The following is a 20,564-nucleotide window of genomic DNA, read 5'->3' as shown; positions in this document are numbered from 1 at the left end:
CAGTTTGGGAGCTTGCCGATGCCCGACCCGGACCGGCCGCAGGAACTGCCGGCCAGGCTGCTCACCGATCCCGAGATGATCGATGCGTGTCGGCTCCGGGACTTCGCCAGAGTCTTCCGGCTGGTGAAGGTCAAGGCGGGCATCCACCCGTCGATGATCGCCCGTCGCTGCGACTTGACCCCCAGCCGCGTAGGCGAAGTCATCGCAGGAAGACGACAGTTGCTGCACATGGATGTCGTCGAGCGCATCGCGGACGGCCTGCGCATCCCTGGAGACATGCTCGGGCTTGCCCGCCGTGCCTGGGAGACACCCAAGGCCCTCGTGGTCGACCAGCGCGAGGTGCCCCACGGACCGGACCCCGAGCAGCAGGCCCCCACGTCTCTGCCGGGCCCCGATGTGGACGGCATTTTGGCGCTGGCCACGCGAACGAGCCTCAACACGGCCACGCTCGAAGCCTTCCGCTCCTCCATCGAGGACTACTGGCGACGAGACGACCAGCATGGCGGCGAAGCACTGCGGCCGGCCATCGTCGGCCAGCTCCGTCACGTCGTCGGACTCCTGAAGGAGAGCCGACCGCCATCTATCCAGAATGGCCTGTACGGAATCGCGGCCGAGCTGGCACGCCTCACGGGCTGGACCTACTTCGACGCCCGCCAGTACAACCAGGCCCGCGCCTATTTCACCGAGGCCCTGCAACTCGCGAAGGAGATCGACGACCGCCAGTTCATGGCCAACGTCCTTGCCTGCATGAGCTTGCAGGCGACCTATCAAGACAAGCCCGCGGACTCTCTGGCACTCGTCGCTGCCGCCCAGGACCAGGCCCGCTCAACCCTCGGCAGCACACCGCGCGTCCTGTCGATGCTGTCCATGCGGGAAGCCTTCGCCCACGCCACACTTGGCCACCGAGACGACACCCACCGGGCACTCGGGAAGCACATCGCCAGTTCGAGCAGATCGGGGCGGGCGATCCCGACCCGTCATGGGTGTCCTACTTCGACGAGCCGAAGCTCATCGTGGACACGGGCATCGCCCATGGCCGCCTGGGCGAAGCAGCGACCGCTGAGCCCTTGATCGCAGATGCCTTGCGACGGGAGGACCGCACCAACCAGCGAGGCCGCGCGTTCCACTCGTTCTGGCTGGCTCGTACGCAGCTGGACCAGGGCAAGCTTGACCAGGCGTGCCACACCGCCACGCAAGCACTGGAGCCCGCGTCGGCGGTGGCATCCGAGCGAGTATCGGGCCACCTCAGGGAGTTCTACGACCAGTTGGCCCCGCACAGGCAAGAGCCCGTAGCCCTGGCCTTCGAGGCGCGGCTACGGGAACTCCTTCCACCGGTCAGCGGATCGCTTCGTCCATGAGCAGGTAGAGAAGGCCCACGAGCGATCCGCTGCTCACGATCTCGCGGCGGTCTATCATCCCGCGCACCTCTGAGAGAGGGATCCACTCGATGCGGTCGGACTCGTTCTTCTCCGTGGGCGGCCCGGCGTATGTCGCGCCGTCGATACGGAAGACGTGGTGCTGCGAGTCGGTGATGCCGTTCGCCGGCTCGGCGTAGATCAGGGGCTTGATCGGGCCCGGGCGCCAGCCGGTCTCCTCCAGGACTTCGCGGGCCGCCGCCTCTTCGGGGGTCTCGCCCTCCTCGACCAGGCCCATGGGCAGTTCCCAGGCCCACGAGGTCGTGATGAAGCGGTGCCGCCACATCATCAGGACCTCTTGACGGTCATTGACCACGGCAGCCACGGCCAAGTGCCGCAGGCGAACGACGTGGTACTCCCACCTGCGTCCGTCAGGCTGCTGGACGTCGACCAGACACAGATTCACCCACTTGTTCGTGTAGACCTGTCGCTCACCGTGGGTCTTCCACTCCATACCTGCGGCCCCTCTCGATCGGTCTCCAGGATCTCAGACCGATCTGGAGGCGGGTACATGTTCCCCTCTTTTCGCGTCACCTTGACGAGATGGCTTGCAGGGCCCTCGGCTATGGACTGATCGCGAGTCGGAGAAACCAGCAGCGACGCCAGAGGGATTTCACCGAGACCCAAAAGCCGACATCAGGCGTGCGGAGAGTGTCTACATGGGCAAGGACAGAAGGCGTACTGGCCCGGAGGGCCAGCTAAGGGCGCGGTCGCGCAGGGGTTTCCACATGGTCGACAGCGGCATGGTGGTGGTGCCGTTCGGCTGCTCGACGCTGATCTCACGGGTCAAGGGTGTCCATCCCAGCTGGTGATAGACAGGTGCGCGATCTTGTCGGCAGAACAGGAGGCCGAACTCAAGGCCCGACTCCGTGGCGTGTGTCATGGCGGCGTTCACGGCGAGCCGAGCTAATCCTTGACCCCGTAGTTCCGGGGTGACGACCACACCGCCCAGGCCGGCGGCTTGGAAGGTGGTGCCTCCGGCCGACACGGGGACGGTGACCCAACCGGCGTGGGCCACCAGGCGGTTCCCTATGAGCACGCCGAAGTGCTGTTCTTTCGGACGCCAGGTCAGATCGAGGGACGCGACCTCGAACGGATCGGGGTCGTCGCCGACGAGGTCGTGAAGGTCGTCGGCCGTGTACTGCCCAAGGGCCGTGACCCGCGGGAAGGGGCTCTGTCCGGCCTCCATGCTTCCTGGTCGTTCATCCTGTCGCGCGGCATGCTTCATCCCTTCCTCGCCCTGGTGACGTCGTGCGGTCGGTCATCTGCGTCTGAGTCGGCAGATGCCTCGTACCCGGTGGCGCGGTCGGCGGTCACGAGCAGCGCGACCGCTGCCAGAGCGACCACGCCGGCTGCGAGGAGTTGGAGGCGGTAGTCGAAGGTGGCGACCATGGCCGTGCCCATGAGGAGAGCGAGCGCGGTGGGTGCGAAGACGATGGTGTTCGCGGAGGCCGCGACCCGTCCGATCAGCTCGCTCGGGGTTTCCTTCTGGACCGTGGTCATCGCGCTGATGAGCGGCCAGGGCAGGCCCAGGCCGATCACCAGGGTGCCGCCCAGGACCGCGGGCAGCCAGGGCGTCGCCAAGGAGATCGATCCCACCGTGACGAGTGCGAGACCGAACGCTGACACGGTGCGGGCAGGCACGCGGCGTAGCAGGGCTCCCACCGTCAGCCCGCCGACGACCGAACCGAGCCCCTGGATGGGAGCGAAGACACCAGCGAAGGCCGCAGGCCGGTGCAGCCCGGTGTCGACCAGGGCATAGGTGGCCGAGCTCCTCAGGCTCGACGCAACCATGGCGCACCCGCCTGCGAGGACCAGGGGACGCAGCACCGGGTGCCGCCACAGGTAGGAGATGCCCTGGGCGGTTTCGGCCCTCCACTTTCGTGCCGGTCGCTTCCCGGGCGCGGTCTCACGCACGCGGATCAGACTGAAGGCGGCCGCGGCCAGAAGGAAGGTGACGGCGTTCAGCGCGGCCACGATGGGTCCGCCCAGCACCGTGAACAGGGCCGCGCCCGCAAGGGGGCCGAGCAGGCTCGTGCTCTCGGTTGCCGTACGGACCAGGCCGTTGAAGTCACCGCGTTGTTCGCCGGGGATGGCCGAGGCCACCAGCGCGGTCTCGGCGGCATCGGTGAGCACCGCGCCCACTCCCACCAGGGTCAGCACGGTGAACAGCAGCCACACATCGTCGGCGGAGCGCACGGTGACCGGTGCGGTCGTGATGACGGCCAGCGCGAGGCTGGTGGCAATCAGAAGCGGGCGTCGCCGCATGCGGTCGGCGAGGGTGCCGATGAAGGGTCCCGCCAAGGCTGGCGCCCAGACACAGAAGCCGACGAGGGCGGCGAGTGCGTCGGAGCCGGTGAGCTCCTTGACCCAGACACCGGCCGCCAGCGTCATGGCCGAGTCACCGAGGCCGGAGACGACGACACCCGCCAGATAGAAGCGCGCGTTGCGATCACGCAACACCGATGACACACCCCAGGCCACGCAGATCCCCCTTCGGGCAAGCCTCTTCCGGCCTCCGGCACACTACCCCCAAGCATTTGATTGGGGGTAGTGTCGCCGACATGCCGGTGTGCGCTTTACTTGCCGACGTGACCGAAGCCGACCCCACCCTGAAGGCGCTCGCCCATCCCGTACGGCTGCGGATGCTCACGCTCATGTGGCCCGGGCCGATGTCCGCCGCCGAACTCGCGCGTGAGCTGGACATCTCGCACGCCCTGGCCAGCCAGCACCTTCGGCGTCTGGACGCCGTCGGACTGGTCGAACTGGCCGAGGAGCGCACCCGCCGCGGGGGACGCGAGCGCCGCTACCGTACCGTCCACGGATCGCCGCTGTCCGACCGGCACGACGGTGCGCCGCTCTTGGCCGCGGCGCTGGCGCACACGCTTCAGGAGCGAGCCGCCCTACGGGATCAAAGCAGCAAAGGCGTGACGATCGACGCTGAACTGTGGGTGGAACCGGAGGTCTGGGAGGAGACCCGGCGACGCCTTGCCCACATCGGAGCCGAACTCCACGACGCTGCGCGCCCCCCGCGCTCGCCCGGCACAGTCCCCGTGGGCATCAGCCTGATGGCTTTCCGTATGCAGGCACCACCACCGACCCACAGTTAAGACCGTCACCGGCGAGACGGCACTCGCGGATTCCGCCCCAACCACCCCCGTCGACAGGCCAGCTCGAAGAAAGGCAACGCACATGGCGAAGAATGCCCTCCTCGTGATGGACGTCCAACGGACCATCGTGGACATCGCCAACGGCGGCTCCGGATACCTGCCGCGCCTGCGCAGGGCTGTCGACGGCGCCCGGGCGGCCGGCATCCCCGTGATCTATGTCGTGATCGGCTTACGCCCGGACAATCCGGAAGTCGGCCCCCGTAACAAGGTGCTCAGCGCCGCCGTTCGGGCCGGCCTTTTCGCCGAAGGAGACCCGGGCACCGAGATCCACCCCGACGTCGCACCCCAGCCGGGGACGTCGTAGTCACCAAGAGGCGAGCAAGTGCCTTTGCGGGAAGTGACCTCGACCTGATTCTCCGGGCCCGAGACATCGACAGTCTGGTACTCACCGGAATCGCCACCAGCGGCGTTGTGCTCTCCACCCTGTGCCAGGCCGCCGACCTGGACTTCGGCCTCACCGTCTTGGCGGACGCCTGCCTGGACACTGACCCGGAAGTGCATCAACTCCTGACCGAGAAGCTGTTCCCACGGCAGGCAGACGTCATGACGGTCGAGGAGTGGATCAGGTCCACCGCACCGTGACAGCCACGGCCAGGTGCCGCGCCCACCTGGAGTACGCATGCCCAAACAGGTGCCGAGGGGGTGTGCGGCGGCGTCCAATCTGACGGCAGTTCTGACGGCAACGCCAGCACTCGCTCGCACTTGATCGGCAACCTGGGCGATCAGGATCCGTGGCTGCCGACATTGGGCACGGCACCCTGCCCGATCCTACGGATCAGAAGGTTGCAGGTTCGAATCCTGCCGAGTGCACATAGATCAGAGGCCCCGGAGTGATCCGGGGCCTCTGGCGTTTCGGTGGCAGGTTGCGGGCTGAAAGGGGACGCTGGAGCCGGGGGCAACGTGAGGGAGAGGCACCCCATGGCCCAGACCAGCCCAGATCACAAGGCGCGCACGCCGTTCCTTTCCCGCCCGGGCGTCCGTCGCTTCCTGCCGTTCGTTCTGATCACCGCGGTCGCTCTGGTCTTCATCTTCGAGAACCGCACGAGTGTCGAGATCCGCCTTCTCGTCCCGATGGTGACCATGCCGCTGTGGGGCGCCCTCCTGATCGCTTGGGCTCTCGGCATCATCGCCTCCCTCTTCACCGTGCGCCGCCGGTCGAACCGGCACTCACGAAAGACGGGATAGCTCTCGGTCCGTAGCCCCGCTGCGATCCTGGGGGCCCATGAGTGAACTGGTCGAGCGGGTGGACGAGCAGGATCGCGTGCTCGGTGTGGTGGAGCGGGGCGAGGCCATCGAGCGGCGCTGGCCGCATCGCGTCGCGACGACCGTCTGCCGTGATCCGGAGGGTCGCTTCCTCGTGCATCGGAGGCAGGAGGGGGTGTCCCGGTTTCCGGGGCAGTACAACTGGCTGATCGGCGGTGCCGTGGAGGTCGGGGAGTCGTACGAGGAAGCGGCGGCGCGTGAGCTCACCGAGGAACTGGGCGTCCGGGCGCCGGTGCGGTTCGTCTTCAAGTTCCTGTGTGACGGCATCATCGGTCCCTACTGGCTGGGTCTGCACGAAGCCGTGGTCAGCGACCTGCTCGCGCCTGATCCGTCGGAGATCGCCTGGTGCGGATGGGTCACCGAGGGTGAGTTGCGGGAGGCGTTCAGGCGGTGGGCGTTCGTCGAGGACGGGGTCGATGCCTTCAGGCGTTACGTGGACCGGCCGGGGCCCGGTGTGCCGGGGCGGCAGTGTTCCTCCAAGTAGTTCGCGGCGAGGGTGCTCGCGCGGGTGAACCAGTCGTTCAGCACCGCGATTTCGGCGGGGGAGTAGTCCGCGAAGAGTTCCGTGAGGCGGGCGTAGTACGGCTCGTAGACCTCCAGGACGCGGGCGACCGCGTCGGGCCGGGCGGCTACGCGGACGCGGCGGCGGTCGGTCGGGTCGGGGCGGCGGGTGATGTAGCCGGCGCGTTCCAGGCGGTTGAGGATGCCGGTGACCGCGCCCGTCGTGACGTGGACGCGGGCTGCCAAGTCGCCCGGGGTGAGGAGGTTCTCGCCGGCCTCCATCACGTAGGCGAAGCAAGTGAGGTCAGTCATGTTCATGCCGACCTGCTGGGCGATCTCGTGCTGTCCGACCAGGTGGGTCGCGATGAGGTGGTCCATCGCCGACAGTGCCTGCTCCGGCGTGGCGGCCGGACGCGGCTTGGCTCGCATTCCCAATTCCCTTAGTTCGTGAGAGGTTTGGGCCCTAAACGGCTTGATGGTAAGGGGTTCGGGGGCTCCCCCCGGGTCCATGTGTGATGAGGGGGCAGCGCGTGAGCGCACATCAGTATGACCACGGGCACACGTTCGCGGGGTGGGTCGGATGCGCGATCGGGAGCGTCGCGGCCGCTGTGGCGGGTGCCGGCGTTGTCCTGGTCTCGGGCCTGCTGATCGCCGGTGGGATCGCGATCGGGGTCGTGGCTCTGCTCGTCACCTGGGCGCTGCACCTCTCCGGGTGGGGAAGGGCCCCGGCCTCCGGCCTCGGGAGGAATGGGGCTGGCGGGTGCGGGACTCCTCGGCGCCGGGTGGGCACGACGCGTGCCTGGGGTGCCGGCTGGCCGGGCGGCGGCGGCCGGTGGGCGCGGCGGTGTCCGTGCGTGCGGGTGGGGAGCCCGAGGCTGCTGCCGTCGGGGCCGAAGCGGGGCGGTGACTCCCCGCTCGCCGGTTCGTCGTCGATCCTGTCGACCGCTCCGGCCGGGCGCCGCGGCGCCGTTGTCAGTGGTGCCCTCTAGTCTCGGCAGAGATGGCACAGGCATGGAAGTGCTCGGGGCTGCGATGGTCGGCGGACGGTCCCGTGCTGCTGTGGGACGGCGGGCGGCGCAGTGCGCTGACCTGGGGGAAACGCGTGGCCTTCGGGGTCGCGGAGGGGGGCGTGCGGACGTGTGTGGGGGCTCGGGGGCATGCGTGTCCGGCGCGGGTGGCCGTGCCGGGGCGGAGTACGGGGGCGCGGTGCGAGGAGTGTGCGCGGCTGGACCGGGCGCACTCCGTGGCCGCCGACACGATCGCGGACGATCCCCGGCCGTACCACGTATATCTGGCGTGGTTCGGGCCCGGCATGACCAAGGTCGGGATCACGGCGGTGGAGCGGGGCTCGGCCCGGCTCCTGGAGCAGGGGGCCGTCTGCTTCAGCTGGCTGGGTGCCGGGCCGCTCATGGCCGCGCGGCGTACCGAGGAGCTGTTGCGGGCCGCGCTGGGGGTGCCAGACCGGATTCCCTACGCCGAGAAGCGGGCCGTGCGGGCCGCGTTGCCGGGGGCGGCGGCCGATCGGGCCGGTGAGGTCGCCGAGTTGCACGCACGGGCGGTGGCGCTCGGGGGGTGGCCGGAGTCGCTCGTGCGGGAGCCGCTGCACGTTGTCGATCATGTGGAGGTCTTTGGGCTCGCCGGGTTGTCCAGCGCCGTCGGGGGCGTGAGTGAGCTGGTTGCCGGCGGGGTTGTGAGCGGGGAGCTCGTGGCCGCGGCCGGGCCCGATCTCCATCTGGCCACTGGGGGCGGGGTCGTCGTGCTCGATACGCGGTTGATGACCGGGTGGGAGCTGGTGCCCGCGGCGGGTGGTGCACTGTCCGTTCCTGTGAGGGAGTTCAAGGAGGCGGCCGGTGTGCAGGACGGGTTGTTCTGACCCGCCATTTGCCCCGCCTTTTAGTCCCGCCCTTGCCCCGTCCCTCTCACCCCGTCCCTCTCACCCCGTCCCTCTCACCCCGTCCCTCTCACCCCGTCCCTCTCACCCCGTCCCTCTTGATCCGCCCAGCGGACCCACAGCTTCCCCTGCGCCCCTCACAGCAGCCCCCACACCCCCACACCCCCTCACCTCGCCGGACCCCGGCGTTCTCCGGCGTTCCCAGGTGTTCCCTGAGAACCGCCTGTGTGTTTCTCAGGGAATTCACAGGTTGCCGAAAGGGTGCTCTAAGAGGTCCCCGACATCGTGTTCACATGACCACGACCTCGCCCCAGGGGCGCACCGAACTGCTGAGGCCGGACGGGAGCCCCGTCCGCGTGCTTGTGGTGGACGACGAGCTGTCGATCACCGAGCTGTTGTCCATGGCCCTGCGCTACGAGGGATGGCAGATCCGGAGCGCGGGGGACGGCCAGGGCGCCGTCCAGACCGCGCGCGACTTCCGGCCCGATGCCGTCGTGCTCGACATGATGCTGCCCGACATGGACGGGCTGGCGGTGCTCGGGCGGCTGCGGCGGGAGCTGCCGGACGTGCCCGTGCTCTTCCTGACCGCCAAGGACGCCGTAGAGGACCGGATCGCCGGGCTGACGGCCGGCGGCGACGACTACGTCACCAAGCCGTTCAGCCTCGAAGAGGTCGTCGCGCGGCTGCGTGGGCTGATACGGCGGTCCGGTGCCGCCGACCGGCGCTCCGAATCCATACTGGTCGTCGGTGACCTCACCCTCGACGAGGACAGCCATGAGGTGACCCGGGCCGGCGACGACATCCACCTGACCGCGACCGAGTTCGAGCTGCTGCGGTTCCTGATGCGGAATCCGCGACGCGTGCTCAGCAAGGCGCAGATCCTGGACCGCGTGTGGTCGTACGACTTCGGCGGGCAGGCCAATGTCGTCGAGCTGTACATCTCGTATCTGCGGCGGAAGATCGACGCCGGGCGCGAGCCGATGATCCACACCCGGCGCGGTGCGGGGTACCTGATCAAGCCCGCGGTGTCATGAGCGGGCGACGACGGACGCGTCCGCAGCAGAGAGCGGGCAAGCAGACGCGAGCGGGCAAGCCGCGCACTCTGCGGACGCGGCTCGTCGTCGCGTCCGTGGTGCTGATCGCCGTGGTGTGTGCGGTGATCGGGACCGTGACGACGCTTGCGCTCAGGTCGCATCTGTACGAGCAGTTGGACGCGAAGGTCGACGACGCCGGCAAACGGCTGTCGGGCCCCATGAAACCCGGGGGCGGGAAGGACGGAGACGGGCAGGACGGGACCGGGAGCTCCGGGGACGGGACCGGGAACTCCGAGACCGGGAACAGCGGGACCGGGACCGGTAACTCCGGAAGCGGGCAGAGCGCGGACCAGCAGGACGCCGGATCGAAGGACAGGATCACCGGCTTCGCCGAGGGACCCGCGCAGCCGGACACCGTCGCCGCCGAGGTCGGTGCCGACGGCAGCGTCACCCAGGCGGTCTTCGCCAAGGAGACCTCCAACGACAACGGCCCCTTCCAGCGGAACCTGCCCGTCGAGCTCAGCGAGGAGCAGCGGGCCGCCCTCGCCGAGGTGCCGAAGACGCACGGCAAGTACACCATCGACATCCCCGGCCTCGGCGAGTACCGCGTGCAGTACGTCACCGAACTCGACGGCAGCGGCAGCTACTACGTCGCCCTGCCCACCGAGTCCGTCACCACCACCATCAACACCCTCATCCTCGTCGAGGTGAGCGTCACCGGCGCCGGACTGGTCGCCGCGGCCATCGCCGGCTCCGTGCTCATCGGCGTCGCCACCCGCCCCCTCCGCCGAGTCGCCGCCACCGCCACCCGGGTCTCCGAACTGCCCCTGCACACCGGCGAGGTGAACCTCAGCGAGCGTGTCCCCGACTCCGAGACCGATCCGCACACCGAGGTCGGACAGGTCGGAGCCGCGCTCAACCGGATGCTGGACCATGTCCACGGGGCGCTGCACGCACGGCAGCAGAGCGAGACGCGGGTCCGGCAGTTCGTGGCCGACGCCAGTCACGAGCTGCGCACTCCCCTCGCCTCCATTCGCGGGTATGCCGAACTGACCAGACGCGGCAGAGAGGACGTCGGGCCCGACACCCGGCACGCGCTCGGGCGCATCGAGTCCGAGGCCGGCCGGATGACCCTCCTCGTGGAGGATCTGCTGCTGCTCGCCCGGCTCGACGCGGGACGGCCGCTCCAGTTCGAGCAGACCGACCTCGTCCCGCTCGTCGTGGACACCATCAGCGATGCCCGGGCCGCCGGCCAGGACCACAACTGGCGCCTCGACCTGCCCGACGAGCCCGCGCTCGTGTCGGCGGACGCGGCCCGGCTGCAACAGGTCCTCGTCAACCTGCTGGGCAACGCGCGCAATCACACGCCGACCGGTACGACCGTCACCGCGCGGGTGCAGCGGCGCGGGCCCTGGCTGTGCGTGGACGTGGAGGACAACGGGCAGGGCATTCCGGCCGAGTTGCTCCCGCGTGTCTTCGAACGGTTCGCGCGAGGTGACTCCGCGCGTTCCCGCAGCACTGGTTCCACCGGTCTCGGCCTCGCCATCGTGCAGGCCGTGGCGACGGCGCACGGCGGTGCCGTGACCGTCGACAGTGTGCCCGGGCAGACCGTGTTCACCGTGCACCTGCCCGCGCTCCCGGCCCAGCCGCAGCCGGAAATGAGCTGGCAGCAGCACTCACAGGCACGCCACAGCGTCACCACATCGGTGCAACAGGGCGCCTGACGAAAGTCGGTTCCATGCGAACCGATTCCTCTCCCGGCACCCTGCCGGCGCGGGAGCACCTCCCGGCCGCGCCAGCCGGTACGCCTGTCCTGGACGTAGTGATCCCCGTCTACAACGAGGAGAAGGACCTCCAGCCGTGCGTCCGCAGACTCCACGAGCACCTCGTGAGGACGTTCCCGTACGCGTTCCGCATCACGATCGCGGACAACGCCTCCACGGACACCACCCCGCAGGTGGCGGCGCGGCTGGCGGCGGAGGTTCCCGAGGTCACCCTCTTCCGGCTGGAGCAGAAGGGCCGCGGCCGGGCCCTGCGGTCCGTCTGGTCGGCCTCGGACGCCCCCGTCCTCGCCTATATGGACGTGGACCTGTCCACCGACCTCAACGCCCTGCTCCCGCTGGTGGCCCCGCTGATCTCCGGCCACTCGGACCTCGCGATCGGCTCCCGGCTCGCCCGTAGCTCCCGCGTGGTGCGCGGCCCCAAGCGGGAGTTCATCAGCCGGGCCTACAACCTCATCCTGCGCGGCTCGCTCCAGGCCCGCTTCTCGGACGCCCAGTGCGGGTTCAAGGCGATCCGCCGGGACGTGGCGCAGGTGCTGCTGCCGCTCGTCGAGGACACCGGCTGGTTCTTCGACACCGAGATGCTGGTGCTCGCCGAGCGCGCGGGGCTGCGTATCCACGAGGTGCCGGTCGACTGGGTCGACGACCCCGACTCGACCGTGCACATCGTCAAGACCGCGACCGACGACCTCAAGGGCGTGTGGCGGGTCGGCAGGGCGCTGGCCACCGGCTCGCTGCCGCTGGACCGGATCGCCCGGCCGTTCGGCGACGACCCGCGCGACCGCGAGATCAAGGACGTACCGAAGGGCCTGGCCCGCCAGCTCGTCGGGTTCTGCGTGGTCGGCGCCCTGTCCACCCTCTTCTACCTGCTGCTCTACAGCGGCTTCCGCCTCTTCACCGGTTCTCAGGTCGCCAACGCGCTCGCCCTGCTGGTCTCGGCGATCGCCAACACGGCGGCCAACCGGCGGCTCACCTTCGGGGTGCGCGGGCGCGGCGGGGCCGTACGGCACCAGGCGCAGGGCCTGGTGGTCTTCGGTATCGGACTCGCCCTGACCAGTGGCTCGCTCGCCGCGCTCAACGCGGCCACCTCCGAGCCCGCGCACTCCACGGAACTGGCCGTCCTCATCGCCGCCAACCTCGCGGCGACCGTGCTGCGCTTCCTGCTCTTCCGGGCGTGGGTGTTCCCGGACCGGCGAGAGGACGACCCGGCGGTGGACGCCTCGCACACCCCGTCCTCGCCGACGTACCCGACCGTGCGGTTCAGCGACTACGGCCCGCTCCCCCAGCGCACCTCCCGGTACCCGCACCACACCGCCCAGTGGGGGAGCGACGCCACCATGCGGCTTCAGCCGGTGCACTCGAACGACACCGACCCGAGGGACTCCCGATGACGATCCACTACGACGAGCAGACCGCCGGCAGAGACACCAGTCCCGACACCTGGACCCGCCCCCCGGCACCACCCTCGGCACCGGCCCCCGACGCCGGTGAACCGAAGCGGCCCTTCGTGCGACGCCTGTGGCACGGCCGCCCCGAAGATCCCCGCTGGGCCCGCCCGGCCTTCCTCGGTCTGCTCCTGGTGACCGCCGCGCTCTACCTCTACAACCTGAGCGCCTCCGGCTACGCCAACTCCTTCTACTCGGCGGCCGTCCAGGCCGGCAGCCAGTCCTGGAAGGCGCTCTTCTTCGGCTCGCTGGACGCGGCCAACGCCATCACCGTCGACAAGCCCCCGGCCGCGTTGTGGCCGATGGCCCTGTCGGTACGGCTCTTCGGACTCAGCTCCTGGGCGATCCTCGTCCCCGAGGTCCTCATGGGCGTCGGCACGGTGGCCGTCGTCTACGCGGCGGTGCGCCGCCGGTTCAGCCCCGCGGCCGGTCTGATCGCGGGCGCGGTGCTCGCGCTCACCCCCGTCGCCGCGCTGATGTTCCGCTTCAACAACCCCGACGCGATGCTGGCGCTGCTGATGGCCGCCGCCTGCTACTGCGTCATCCGGGGCCTGGAGGACGGCCGGACGAAGTGGCTGCTGTGGGCCGGTGCCGCGATCGGCTTCGCCTTCCTCGCCAAGACCCTCCAGGCCTTCCTGATCCTCCCGGCGCTGGCGCTGGTCTACGGCGTCTGCGCCCCGGTGACGGTGAGGAAGCGGATCGGCCAGCTCGCGGCGGGCCTGGTCGCGATCGTCGTCTCCGGCGGCTGGTGGGTCGCGATCGTCGAGCTGTGGCCCGCGTCGTCCCGGCCCTACATCGGCGGCTCGCAGAACAACAGCTTCCTTGAACTGACCTTCGGCTACAACGGCCTGGGCCGCCTCAACGGCGACGAGACCGGCAGCGTCGGTGGCGGCGGCGGGGGCGGCAACGGCGGCGGCGCCTGGGGCGAGACCGGCTGGGACCGGATGTTCAGCTCCTCCACCGGCGGCCAGATCTCCTGGCTGATCCCGGCCGCGCTGATCCTGCTCGTCGCCGGCCTGGTCGCCACCCGAAAGGCCCGCCGGACCTCGGCGACGCGCGGCGCGTTCCTGGTGTGGGGCGGCTCGCTGCTGATCACCATGGTGGTCTTCAGCTATATGCAGGGCATCTTCCACGAGTACTACACCGTGGCCCTCGCCCCCTACATCGCCCCGCTGATCGGCATGGGTGCGGCGCTGCTCTGGGAGAAGCGCGACAAGGCATGGGCGTCGCTGACCCTCGCGGCCGCGATGACGGCCACCGCGGCCTGGGGATACGTCCTGCTCAACCGCTCCTCCGACTACCTGCCGTGGCTGAAGTGGCTCGTCCTGGTCGGCGGTCTGACCTCGGCCCTCGGGCTGATCTTCGCCGGACGGCTGGGCCGTGGACTGGCGCTGGGAGCCGCGGGGCTCGGCCTCGTCGCCGCGCTGGCCGGTCCGGCGGCGTACACCCTCACCACACTGAACGAGGGGCACTCCGGCTCGATCGTCACGGCGGGTCCGGCGGTCTCGGGCGGCCGGGGCGGCCCCGGCGGTGGCGGCGGCATGGGCGGCGGACCCGGCGGGGGCGGCATGCCCGGCCAGAACAACCAGCAGGGCCAGAACAACCAGCAGAACGGCAACGGCTTCCCCGGCGGCGGCTTCCCGGGCGGCGGCCAGAACCAGCAAGGGGGCCAGAACCAGCAAGGCGGCCAGCAGAACCAGCAGAACGGCGACGGCCGCATGGGCGGCATGGGTGGCGGTGGCGGCATGGGTGGCCTGCTCAACGGCGCCAGCGTCAGCTCCGAGGCCAAGGCGCTGCTGGAGAAGAACGCGGACGACTACACCTGGGTCGCGGCGGCCATAGGCGCCCAGAACGCCGCGAGTTACCAGCTGTCCACCGGCGACCCGGTGATGGCCATCGGCGGCTTCAACGGCACCGACCCGTCCCCGACGCTGGCCCAGTTCAAGCAGTACGTGGCGGACGGGAAGATCCACTACTTCATCAGCTCGGGCAGCGGCGGCGGCATGGGCGGCAGCAGCGACGGCACGTCCTCCCAGATCACCTCCTGGATCGAGTCCACCTTCAAGAAGGTCACGGTCGGCTCGGCCACCTTCTACGACCTCACACAGAAGGCGAGCAGCTGACAGTCACCTGAGTACGGCCCAGCAGGGCGAGGGGCGGTGGCCGAGTGTCACCGCCCCTCGCCGTATTCCTGTTGTACGCCGTATGGGAACTGTTCTACGGTGTACAGCATGACGACGTCCCCCAGGAACAGGCCCCGCCCCAGACGGCTTCCGGCGGCCACCCCCAGCGCTGGCTGATCCTCGGTGTCATCTGCCTCGCGCAGCTCACCGTGCTGCTCGACAACACCATCCTGAACGTGGCGATCCCCTCGCTCACCCGCGAGATGGACGCGACGACCGCCGACGTCCAGTGGATGATGAACGCGTATGCGCTGGTCCAGTCCGGCCTGCTGCTCACCGCGGGAAACGCCGCCGACCGCTACGGCCGCAAACTGCTGCTGATGGCGGGCCTGGCGATATTCGGCGTGGGCTCGCTGGCGGCCGGCCTCTCCCAGAGCCCGGCCCAGCTGATCGCGGCCCGTGCGGGCATGGGCGTCGGCGGCGCCCTGCTGATGACCACGATCCTCGCCGTCGTCGTGCAGATTTTCGACGACAAGGAGCGGGTGAAGGCCATCGCGCTGTGGTCGACGGTCAGTTCGCTCGGGTTCGCGGCCGGGCCGCTGATCGGCGGTGTGATGCTGAACCACTTCTGGTGGGGCGCCATCTTCCTGATCAACATCCCGGTCGCCGTGCTCGGCCTGGTCGCGGTCGCCGCGCTCGTCCCGGAGTCCAAGCACACGGCGGGCGACCGGCCCGACCTCGTCGGCGCGGTGCTGTCGACCATCGGCATGACGGCGTGCGTGTACGCGATCATCACCGGGCCCGAGCACGGCTGGATGTCCGGCCAGGTCCTGGTCTCCGCGCTGATCGGCGCGGCCGTACTCGGCGTGTTCGTGATGTGGGAGCTGCGCATCGACAACCCCATGCTCGACATGCACTTCTTCCGCAACCAGAAGTTCGTGGGCGCGGTCGCGGGCACGATCCTCGTGGCGTTCGGCATGACCGGGTCGCTGTTCCTGCTCACCCAGCACCTCCAGTTCGTCCTCGGCTACGAGCCGCTGGACGCCGGGCTGCGGACCGCGCCGCTGGCACTGACCGTCGTCGCGCTCAACTTCACCGGCATAGGGGCGAAGTTCGTGCTCAAGGCCGGGACGCCGGCGGCCATCGCGCTCGGTATGACCCTGGTGTCCGCGGGGCTGGCGGCGATCGCGCTGTTCGGCGGGCACGGGTACAGCGGGATGCTGCTCGGCCTGATCGTCATGGGTGCGGGGGTGGCGCTGTCCATGCCGGCCATGGCCAACGCGATCATGAGTGCGATTCCGCCCGAGAAGGCCGGTGTGGGAGCGGGGATCAACGGGACGCTCGCGGAGTTCGGCAACGGGCTGGGAGTCGCTGTCCTCGGCGCCGTGCTCAACTCGCGGTTCGCGTCGCTGGTCGCCGTGTCCGCGGCGTCGTTGCCCGCGGCGCTGGCATCGGCGGACTCGGCGGAGGAGAAGGCGCGGATCTCCGACGCGTTCGCCTCCGGCCTGGAGAGCAGTCAGTTGGTGGGGGCGGTCGCTGTTCTGCTGGGTGGTTTGGTCGCGGCGGCGTTGTTGCGGCGGGCCGAGCGGGCAGAGTCCGCCTAGGAGCTCGGGCCGAAGGGCAGTCGGGCGGGTGCGGGGCCGCTGTGGTTGATCGCGCTCACGCGGCGGAGTCGCATATCGACACAGCCCGCGCCCCTGAAAGACGGCGCCGACTAGCATGATCGGCGTTGGAAGGTTAGGGAAGGTGCGCCATGGCGAAAGCGGCCGACAAAGCCGGGCGGAGCAGCGTCTGGCTGGACGGCAAGGCGCACCGGCGACGCGGTGGGGGACAGCCCTCCGGGCTGGACCGGGCGCGCATCATCGAGGTCACCGTGCGGCTGCTGGACGCCGAGGGGCTGGCGAAGTTCTCGATGCGGCGGCTGGCCGGAGAGCTGAACGTCACCGCGATGTCCGTCTACTGGTACGTCGACACCAAGGACGACCTCCTCGAACTCGCCCTGGACGAGGCCATGGGCGAGATGCGGCTGCCCGAGGCGGAAGCCGACGAGGGCTGGCGCGACCAGGTGCGTGCCCTCGCCCGGGAGTACCGCAGCCTGCTGGTGCGCCACCCCTGGGTGTCGCAGCTGGTCGGCACCTACCTCAACATCGGTCCCAACAACGTGGCGTTCTCGGGCGCCGTGCAGCGCGTGATCCGCAGGACCGGACTGCCCGCGAACCGGCTGACGAGCACGATCTCGGCGGTCTTCCAGTTCGTCTACGGGTACGGCACGCTCGAGGGCCATCTCTCCGCCCGGGCCGCGGCCACCGGCATGACCCTGGACGAGTACTTCCAGGACGCCATGAGCGCGGCGACCGAGTCCCCGCAGGCCGCCGACCTCATCCAGGAGTCCCAGGAGATGATGGCGGCCCGCGGCGGCGACACGGTGGCGGAGATGCTGGAGCGGGACTTCGAGTTCGCGCTGGAGCTGCTGATCGCCGGCATCGAGACGATCGTCTCCCGCGAAGCGAACCCCTAGCTAGTCCCCTTCCACCAGCCGCGCCGGGAACCCGCCGGTGGCCACCGGACCCCAGCGCTCCGGGGTGATCCGGATGATCGACTTGCCCTGCTTGGCCATGGCCGCGCGGTACTCGTCCCAGTCGGGGTGCTCACCGGCGATGTTCCGGTAGTACTCCACGAGCGGTTCGATGGAGTCGGGAGTGTCGACGACCTCGGCGGTGCCGTCGATCTGGACCCAGGGGCCGTTCCAGTCGTCGCTCAGGACGATCAGGCTCACGCGCGGGTCCCGCTTGGCGTTGCGGGTCTTGGCCCGCTCCGGGTAGGTGGAGACCACGATGCGGCCGGAGTCGTCGACGCCGCAGGTCAGGGGTGAGCCCTGGGGGCCTTCATCGGCCCGCCGGGTCAGCAGGATCGCGTGGTGCCGGGGTCGTACGAAGTCGAGCAACTCGTCGAGGGAGACACGGGTGTTCGTCGCGATGTTCGGTGCCATGGGCGGCAGCCTACGACGCCATGGCCTCCGCGAGGTTGTCGTACACGGGGACGTCCCGGCGCAGTCCGGTCAGCTCCAGAACGCTGCTCGTGACGCCGTCGGGCCGGGCCACCAGGCGCACCCGGGCCCCGGGGCGCAGCCGGTGGCGGACGTCGTTGATGAGGCGGACGCCCTGGGAGTCCATGAAGGACGTGCAGGAGAGGTCGAGGACGAGCAGCTCCAGCCGGTCGCCACGGTCGCGGGCCGCGGACATGATGAGCGGCAGCAGCTCGGCGGCGTTGCAGAAGTCGATCTCCGCGGGCATCGTGAGGCAGACACGGCCGGGCAGGTCCCGAGGTTCGGTGGGATTCGGGATGAAAGTCACAGCACTCACCTGGCAGACGTTCGTCCGGATTCCGGTAAGGCCGCTTCCTGACCCTTGGGCCCATTCCACCATGCCGGGCCGCGGCCGCGGAAGCGCCTGTCGCGGCCGTCGGCCGGACGTCACCTGGACGCAACCGAGCAGCTAGAGTGCTGTCCGTCCTGTGCTCGCAGTCGGGAATGTGCTGCGGAGCTCTCCTGCGCACGGCCATGGCCGTGCATGCCGAAGAGGTTCGTGGTGGCTGCGTCCGAGTTTCCTGATTTGCCCCGTTTCCCGGCTGGCTCCGAGCTGGCCGAAGCCCTGACGGTGGCGTCTCAGCAGCTGCACGAGACGCTCACCCCCCACAACACCCTGCGGACGGCCGTCCGGCTGGCCGTGCACCTGATGCCCGGGGCCGAGCACGCCGGCATCTCCACGCTCGAGCGTGGCAGCCAACTCCGTACACTCGCCTGGACCGACGAGGTCGTGCGGTCCGCGGAGGCCCGGCACACCGGCCGCGAACCGCACGGGCACTGGGAGCGGTTGTGGAACGACCCGGTGGCGCTGATAGGGGACAGCGAGGCGGACGACGGCTGGGACGTGCTGTCGGCCCTGGGCCTGCGCTCGGCGCTGTCGCTGCGGCTGCGCGCCGACCGCCGCCGGCTGACCGTGCTCACGGCCTACGCGCGCAAGCCGGGCGTCTTCGACGAGGACGCGACGCGCATCGGCCGGCTGTTCACCGCGCACGTCAGCATCGCCCTGGACTCCGCGACCGTGCGCGAGCAGCTCACCGAGGCCATGCACACCCGGGACCTGATCGGCCAGGCCACCGGCATCCTGATGGAGCGCCAGGGCATCGACGCGGCCGCGGCCTTCGAGAGCCTGGTGCGGGCCTCCCAGCGGGAGAACGTGAAACTGCGCGACATCGCCCGCCGCATCGTCGGCACGCACAACAGCACCTGACGTGAGCCCGGTTACGTCGGGGGCGTGCGCGGGCCGCGACGGGATACACGTACGGTCATGAGTTCCGAGACGTCCGACACGCTGGACCAGGCGATGGTGCGCAGCAGTGGTCTCGACACCCTGCTGCACGATCTGACCGACCGTGCGGTGCGAGAGGTGCCCGGCGCCGCAGCGTGCAGTATCACGGTGCGCCGTGCCGGGCGGCTGCTCACCCTGGCCGGCAGCGACGGCCTGCCCAGCGGCCTGGACCTGCGGCAGTACGAGAACGGTTCGGGCCCCTGCGTCGAGGCCGCCGAGACCGGCGCCGAGCAGTACGCTCCCGATCTGTCGACGGAGTCCCGCTGGCCGTCGTACACGCGGTACGCGCTGTCCGTGGGCGTCGGGTGTGTGCTGGCCGTGCCCATCGGCATCGAGGGCGAGACGGGCGCGGCGCTCAACTTCTACGGCGAGCGGCCCGGGGTGCTGGGCGCGGGCCGGGATGCGGCCCGTGCCTTCGCGGCCCGGGCCGGGGACGCGATCGACGTGGCGCTGCGCATCGAACGCGGGCGCCAGTCCGCGGCCGACGTACGCACCGCGCTGCTCTCCCGCAGCGTCATCGACCAGGCGATCGGCATCCTCATGGCCCGGGAGCGGATCGACGCGCGCATCGCGCTGGAGCGGCTGCGCCGGATCTCACAGGACCGGAACGTCAAGCTCCGCGACCTGTGCGACCAGTTGGTGGCCAGAGTGTCCCGGCCGGCGGACCCGGCCTCAGACCGCCGGAAGTGACGTGCCCTGCACGGCCTGGATGTCCAGCTCCACCTTGAGCGTCGTGCCGATGGCGGCGATGCCCGCCTGCAGGACCTGGTTGTAGTTCATCGCGAAGTCCTCGCGGTGCAGTTCGGTCGTGGCACGGAACGCCGCGCGGGTGCCGCCCCACGGGTCCGGGCCCGTGCCGAGGTAGGCCAGATCGAGGTCGACCGGCCGTACGACACCGTGCATGCCCAGTTCGCCGTGGACCGTCCACCGGTCGGACCCGGCCGCCGTCAGCCCGGTCGACCGGTAGGTGATCTCGGGGAACCGCTCGACATCGAGAAAGTCCGGTGACTTCAGGTGCCCGTCGCGCATGCCGTTGCCGGTGTCGACGGACGCGGCCCGGATCACCGCCTCCACACGGGACTTGGTGACGTCGTCCGGGGCGATCTCGATCGAGCCGGAGAACTCCGTGAACCGGCCGTGCACGCTGGAGATGCCCAGGTGCTGTGCCACGGCGGCCACGCTGGAGTGCACCGGGTCCACGGTCCACGGGCCCGGCGGAGGCAGCTCGGTGCCGCCCTGCCGCGCCAGCGTCACCGTGCCGACCTCGGCCCGCCCCCTCGCGGTGACGATCACACTGGAGGCCGCGGGCGCGTACCCGACGGCCGTGACGATGACGGTGTACGCCCCCGCCTCCAGCGGTGTCACGTCCCGCACGGCGCCCTCGGCGTCGGCCTCGGCACGCAGCACCTGCGCGCCCCTCATGTCCGCCACCGTGACGACCGCGTGCGACACGGCCCAACCGTCCCGGGTACGGATCCTCGCGGTCAGTCCCATCTCAGCTGCTCCTCAGAATGAAACCGGCCCGCGACAGGGGGCGCGCCTCCGCTCAGGGCGCGCCCCACCGCCACGGG

The 20,564-nt window shown here is 70.0% G+C and carries 19 protein-coding genes and 3 pseudogenes; 15 read left to right on the top strand and 7 right to left on the bottom strand.

From position 1 onward, the window contains the following. Positions 1 to 18 precede the first annotated feature (18 nt). A pseudogene (locus tag ACQEV8_RS21095) lies at positions 19 to 1,358 on the top strand (helix-turn-helix domain-containing protein). Here ACQEV8_RS21095 and ACQEV8_RS21090 read toward each other — a convergent pair. From ACQEV8_RS21090 to ACQEV8_RS21080, 3 genes are all read right to left on the bottom strand, one after another. Next, the gene (locus ACQEV8_RS21090; RefSeq protein WP_432962430.1) at positions 1,336 to 1,869 is read right to left on the bottom strand and encodes an NUDIX hydrolase; all 534 of its coding nucleotides are present in this window, start codon (positions 1,867 to 1,869) and stop codon (positions 1,336 to 1,338) included. The pseudogene ACQEV8_RS21095 and the gene ACQEV8_RS21090 sit on opposite strands and share 23 nt — an antisense overlap. 201 nt (positions 1,870 to 2,070) lie before the next feature. Next, the gene (locus tag ACQEV8_RS21085) at positions 2,071 to 2,604 is read right to left on the bottom strand and encodes a GNAT family N-acetyltransferase (protein WP_432962428.1); all 534 of its coding nucleotides are present in this window, start codon (positions 2,602 to 2,604) and stop codon (positions 2,071 to 2,073) included. Positions 2,605 to 2,639: 35 nt separating this feature from the next. Next, the gene (locus ACQEV8_RS21080) at positions 2,640 to 3,878 is read right to left on the bottom strand and encodes an MFS transporter (protein ID WP_432972866.1); all 1,239 of its coding nucleotides are present in this window, start codon (positions 3,876 to 3,878) and stop codon (positions 2,640 to 2,642) included. A 128-nt stretch (positions 3,879 to 4,006) separates the two neighbouring features. Here ACQEV8_RS21080 and ACQEV8_RS21075 point away from each other — a divergent pair, with 128 nt between their 5' ends. From ACQEV8_RS21075 to ACQEV8_RS21060, 4 genes and pseudogenes are all read left to right on the top strand, one after another. Beyond that, a complete protein-coding gene (locus tag ACQEV8_RS21075) occupies positions 4,007 to 4,525 on the top strand; it encodes an ArsR/SmtB family transcription factor (RefSeq protein ID WP_432962426.1) in 519 nt (172 codons plus the stop codon). An 82-nt stretch (positions 4,526 to 4,607) separates the two neighbouring features. Beyond that, a pseudogene (locus ACQEV8_RS21070) lies at positions 4,608 to 5,167 on the top strand (cysteine hydrolase family protein). Between the two features lie 336 nt (positions 5,168 to 5,503). Next, positions 5,504 to 5,770, top strand: a complete 267-nt coding sequence (locus ACQEV8_RS21065) for a hypothetical protein (RefSeq protein ID WP_432962424.1) — start codon at positions 5,504 to 5,506, stop codon at positions 5,768 to 5,770. 37 nt (positions 5,771 to 5,807) lie between these two features. Further along, positions 5,808 to 6,332: an NUDIX hydrolase gene (locus tag ACQEV8_RS21060; protein ID WP_432962422.1), complete on the top strand. Its 525-nt coding sequence runs from the start codon at positions 5,808 to 5,810 to the stop codon at positions 6,330 to 6,332. Here the strand turns inward: ACQEV8_RS21060 and ACQEV8_RS21055 are convergent. After that, on the bottom strand, positions 6,278 to 6,778 hold the full coding sequence (locus ACQEV8_RS21055; protein WP_432962420.1) for a MarR family winged helix-turn-helix transcriptional regulator: 501 nt from the start codon (positions 6,776 to 6,778) through the stop codon (positions 6,278 to 6,280). The genes ACQEV8_RS21060 and ACQEV8_RS21055 overlap by 55 nt on opposite strands. 101 nt (positions 6,779 to 6,879) lie before the next feature. Here ACQEV8_RS21055 and ACQEV8_RS21050 point away from each other — a divergent pair. The 8 genes and pseudogenes from ACQEV8_RS21050 (at position 6,880) to ACQEV8_RS21015 (ending at position 17,141) form a co-directional block, all read left to right on the top strand. Beyond that, a pseudogene (locus tag ACQEV8_RS21050) lies at positions 6,880 to 7,256 on the top strand (HGxxPAAW family protein). Positions 7,257 to 7,349: 93 nt separating this feature from the next. Beyond that, positions 7,350 to 8,222, top strand: a complete 873-nt coding sequence (locus tag ACQEV8_RS21045) for a DUF2797 domain-containing protein (RefSeq protein WP_432962418.1) — start codon at positions 7,350 to 7,352, stop codon at positions 8,220 to 8,222. A gap of 311 nt (positions 8,223 to 8,533) precedes the next feature. After that, positions 8,534 to 9,274, top strand: a complete 741-nt coding sequence (locus ACQEV8_RS21040; protein WP_432962416.1) for a response regulator transcription factor — start codon at positions 8,534 to 8,536, stop codon at positions 9,272 to 9,274. Continuing rightward, positions 9,271 to 10,998: a sensor histidine kinase gene (locus tag ACQEV8_RS21035; RefSeq protein WP_432962414.1), complete on the top strand. Its 1,728-nt coding sequence runs from the start codon at positions 9,271 to 9,273 to the stop codon at positions 10,996 to 10,998. The genes ACQEV8_RS21040 and ACQEV8_RS21035 overlap by 4 nt, the downstream gene beginning before the upstream one ends. Before the next feature lie 14 nt (positions 10,999 to 11,012). After that, positions 11,013 to 12,446 carry a glycosyltransferase gene (locus ACQEV8_RS21030; protein ID WP_432962413.1) on the top strand — a complete coding sequence of 478 codons (1,434 nt, stop codon included), beginning with the start codon at positions 11,013 to 11,015 and terminating at the stop codon, positions 12,444 to 12,446. Further along, a complete protein-coding gene (locus ACQEV8_RS21025) occupies positions 12,443 to 14,623 on the top strand; it encodes an ArnT family glycosyltransferase (protein WP_432962411.1) in 2,181 nt (726 codons plus the stop codon). The genes ACQEV8_RS21030 and ACQEV8_RS21025 overlap by 4 nt, the downstream gene beginning before the upstream one ends. 173 nt (positions 14,624 to 14,796) lie before the next feature. Continuing rightward, positions 14,797 to 16,227 carry an MFS transporter gene (locus tag ACQEV8_RS21020; RefSeq protein WP_432972863.1) on the top strand — a complete coding sequence of 477 codons (1,431 nt, stop codon included), beginning with the start codon at positions 14,797 to 14,799 and terminating at the stop codon, positions 16,225 to 16,227. Positions 16,228 to 16,376: 149 nt separating this feature from the next. Further along, a complete protein-coding gene (locus ACQEV8_RS21015; RefSeq protein WP_432962409.1) occupies positions 16,377 to 17,141 on the top strand; it encodes a TetR/AcrR family transcriptional regulator in 765 nt (254 codons plus the stop codon). On the opposite strand, the gene ACQEV8_RS21010 is transcribed toward ACQEV8_RS21015, so the two are convergent. Together ACQEV8_RS21010 and ACQEV8_RS21005 are read right to left on the bottom strand one after the other, a co-directional pair. Continuing rightward, the gene (locus ACQEV8_RS21010) at positions 17,142 to 17,612 is read right to left on the bottom strand and encodes a PPOX class F420-dependent oxidoreductase (protein WP_432962407.1); all 471 of its coding nucleotides are present in this window, start codon (positions 17,610 to 17,612) and stop codon (positions 17,142 to 17,144) included. A 10-nt stretch (positions 17,613 to 17,622) separates the two neighbouring features. Beyond that, the gene (locus ACQEV8_RS21005; protein ID WP_432972860.1) at positions 17,623 to 17,976 is read right to left on the bottom strand and encodes an STAS domain-containing protein; all 354 of its coding nucleotides are present in this window, start codon (positions 17,974 to 17,976) and stop codon (positions 17,623 to 17,625) included. A 216-nt stretch (positions 17,977 to 18,192) separates the two neighbouring features. On the opposite strand from ACQEV8_RS21005, the gene ACQEV8_RS21000 reads away from it, so the two are divergent. Then, entirely contained in the window at positions 18,193 to 18,915 is a 723-nt protein-coding gene (locus ACQEV8_RS21000; protein ID WP_432962405.1) for an ANTAR domain-containing protein, read from the top strand. A gap of 57 nt (positions 18,916 to 18,972) precedes the next feature. Beyond that, positions 18,973 to 19,683: a GAF and ANTAR domain-containing protein gene (locus tag ACQEV8_RS20995; RefSeq protein ID WP_432962403.1), complete on the top strand. Its 711-nt coding sequence runs from the start codon at positions 18,973 to 18,975 to the stop codon at positions 19,681 to 19,683. Here ACQEV8_RS20995 and ACQEV8_RS20990 read toward each other — a convergent pair. After that, positions 19,666 to 20,487 (bottom strand): YceI family protein, encoded by an 822-nt coding sequence (locus ACQEV8_RS20990; RefSeq protein WP_432962401.1) that lies wholly within the window; start codon positions 20,485 to 20,487, stop codon positions 19,666 to 19,668. The genes ACQEV8_RS20995 and ACQEV8_RS20990 overlap by 18 nt on opposite strands. Between the last annotated feature and the right edge of the window lie 77 nt (positions 20,488 to 20,564).

The organism is Streptomyces sp. CA-179760 (genome assembly GCF_050937045.1).
Lineage (GTDB): Bacteria > Actinomycetota > Actinomycetes > Streptomycetales > Streptomycetaceae > Streptomyces.
This window is presented reverse-complemented; position numbering and strand designations above follow the sequence as displayed.

Coding starts and splice junctions, on each gene's coding strand:
- ACQEV8_RS21090 (WP_432962430.1), bottom strand. CDS start 1,869: ATGGAGTGGAAGACCCACGGTGAGCGACAGGTCTACACGAACAAGTGG.
- ACQEV8_RS21085 (WP_432962428.1), bottom strand. CDS start 2,604: ATGGAGGCCGGACAGAGCCCCTTCCCGCGGGTCACGGCCCTTGGGCAG.
- ACQEV8_RS21065 (WP_432962424.1), top strand. CDS start 5,504: ATGGCCCAGACCAGCCCAGATCACAAGGCGCGCACGCCGTTCCTTTCC.
- ACQEV8_RS21060 (WP_432962422.1), top strand. CDS start 5,808: ATGAGTGAACTGGTCGAGCGGGTGGACGAGCAGGATCGCGTGCTCGGT.
- ACQEV8_RS21055 (WP_432962420.1), bottom strand. CDS start 6,778: ATGCGAGCCAAGCCGCGTCCGGCCGCCACGCCGGAGCAGGCACTGTCG.
- ACQEV8_RS21045 (WP_432962418.1), top strand. CDS start 7,350: ATGGCACAGGCATGGAAGTGCTCGGGGCTGCGATGGTCGGCGGACGGT.
- ACQEV8_RS21040 (WP_432962416.1), top strand. CDS start 8,534: ATGACCACGACCTCGCCCCAGGGGCGCACCGAACTGCTGAGGCCGGAC.
- ACQEV8_RS21035 (WP_432962414.1), top strand. CDS start 9,271: ATGAGCGGGCGACGACGGACGCGTCCGCAGCAGAGAGCGGGCAAGCAG.
- ACQEV8_RS21030 (WP_432962413.1), top strand. CDS start 11,013: ATGCGAACCGATTCCTCTCCCGGCACCCTGCCGGCGCGGGAGCACCTC.
- ACQEV8_RS21025 (WP_432962411.1), top strand. CDS start 12,443: ATGACGATCCACTACGACGAGCAGACCGCCGGCAGAGACACCAGTCCC.
- ACQEV8_RS21015 (WP_432962409.1), top strand. CDS start 16,377: ATGGCGAAAGCGGCCGACAAAGCCGGGCGGAGCAGCGTCTGGCTGGAC.
- ACQEV8_RS21010 (WP_432962407.1), bottom strand. CDS start 17,612: ATGGCACCGAACATCGCGACGAACACCCGTGTCTCCCTCGACGAGTTG.
- ACQEV8_RS21000 (WP_432962405.1), top strand. CDS start 18,193: ATGCCGAAGAGGTTCGTGGTGGCTGCGTCCGAGTTTCCTGATTTGCCC.
- ACQEV8_RS20995 (WP_432962403.1), top strand. CDS start 18,973: ATGAGTTCCGAGACGTCCGACACGCTGGACCAGGCGATGGTGCGCAGC.
- ACQEV8_RS20990 (WP_432962401.1), bottom strand. CDS start 20,487: ATGGGACTGACCGCGAGGATCCGTACCCGGGACGGTTGGGCCGTGTCG.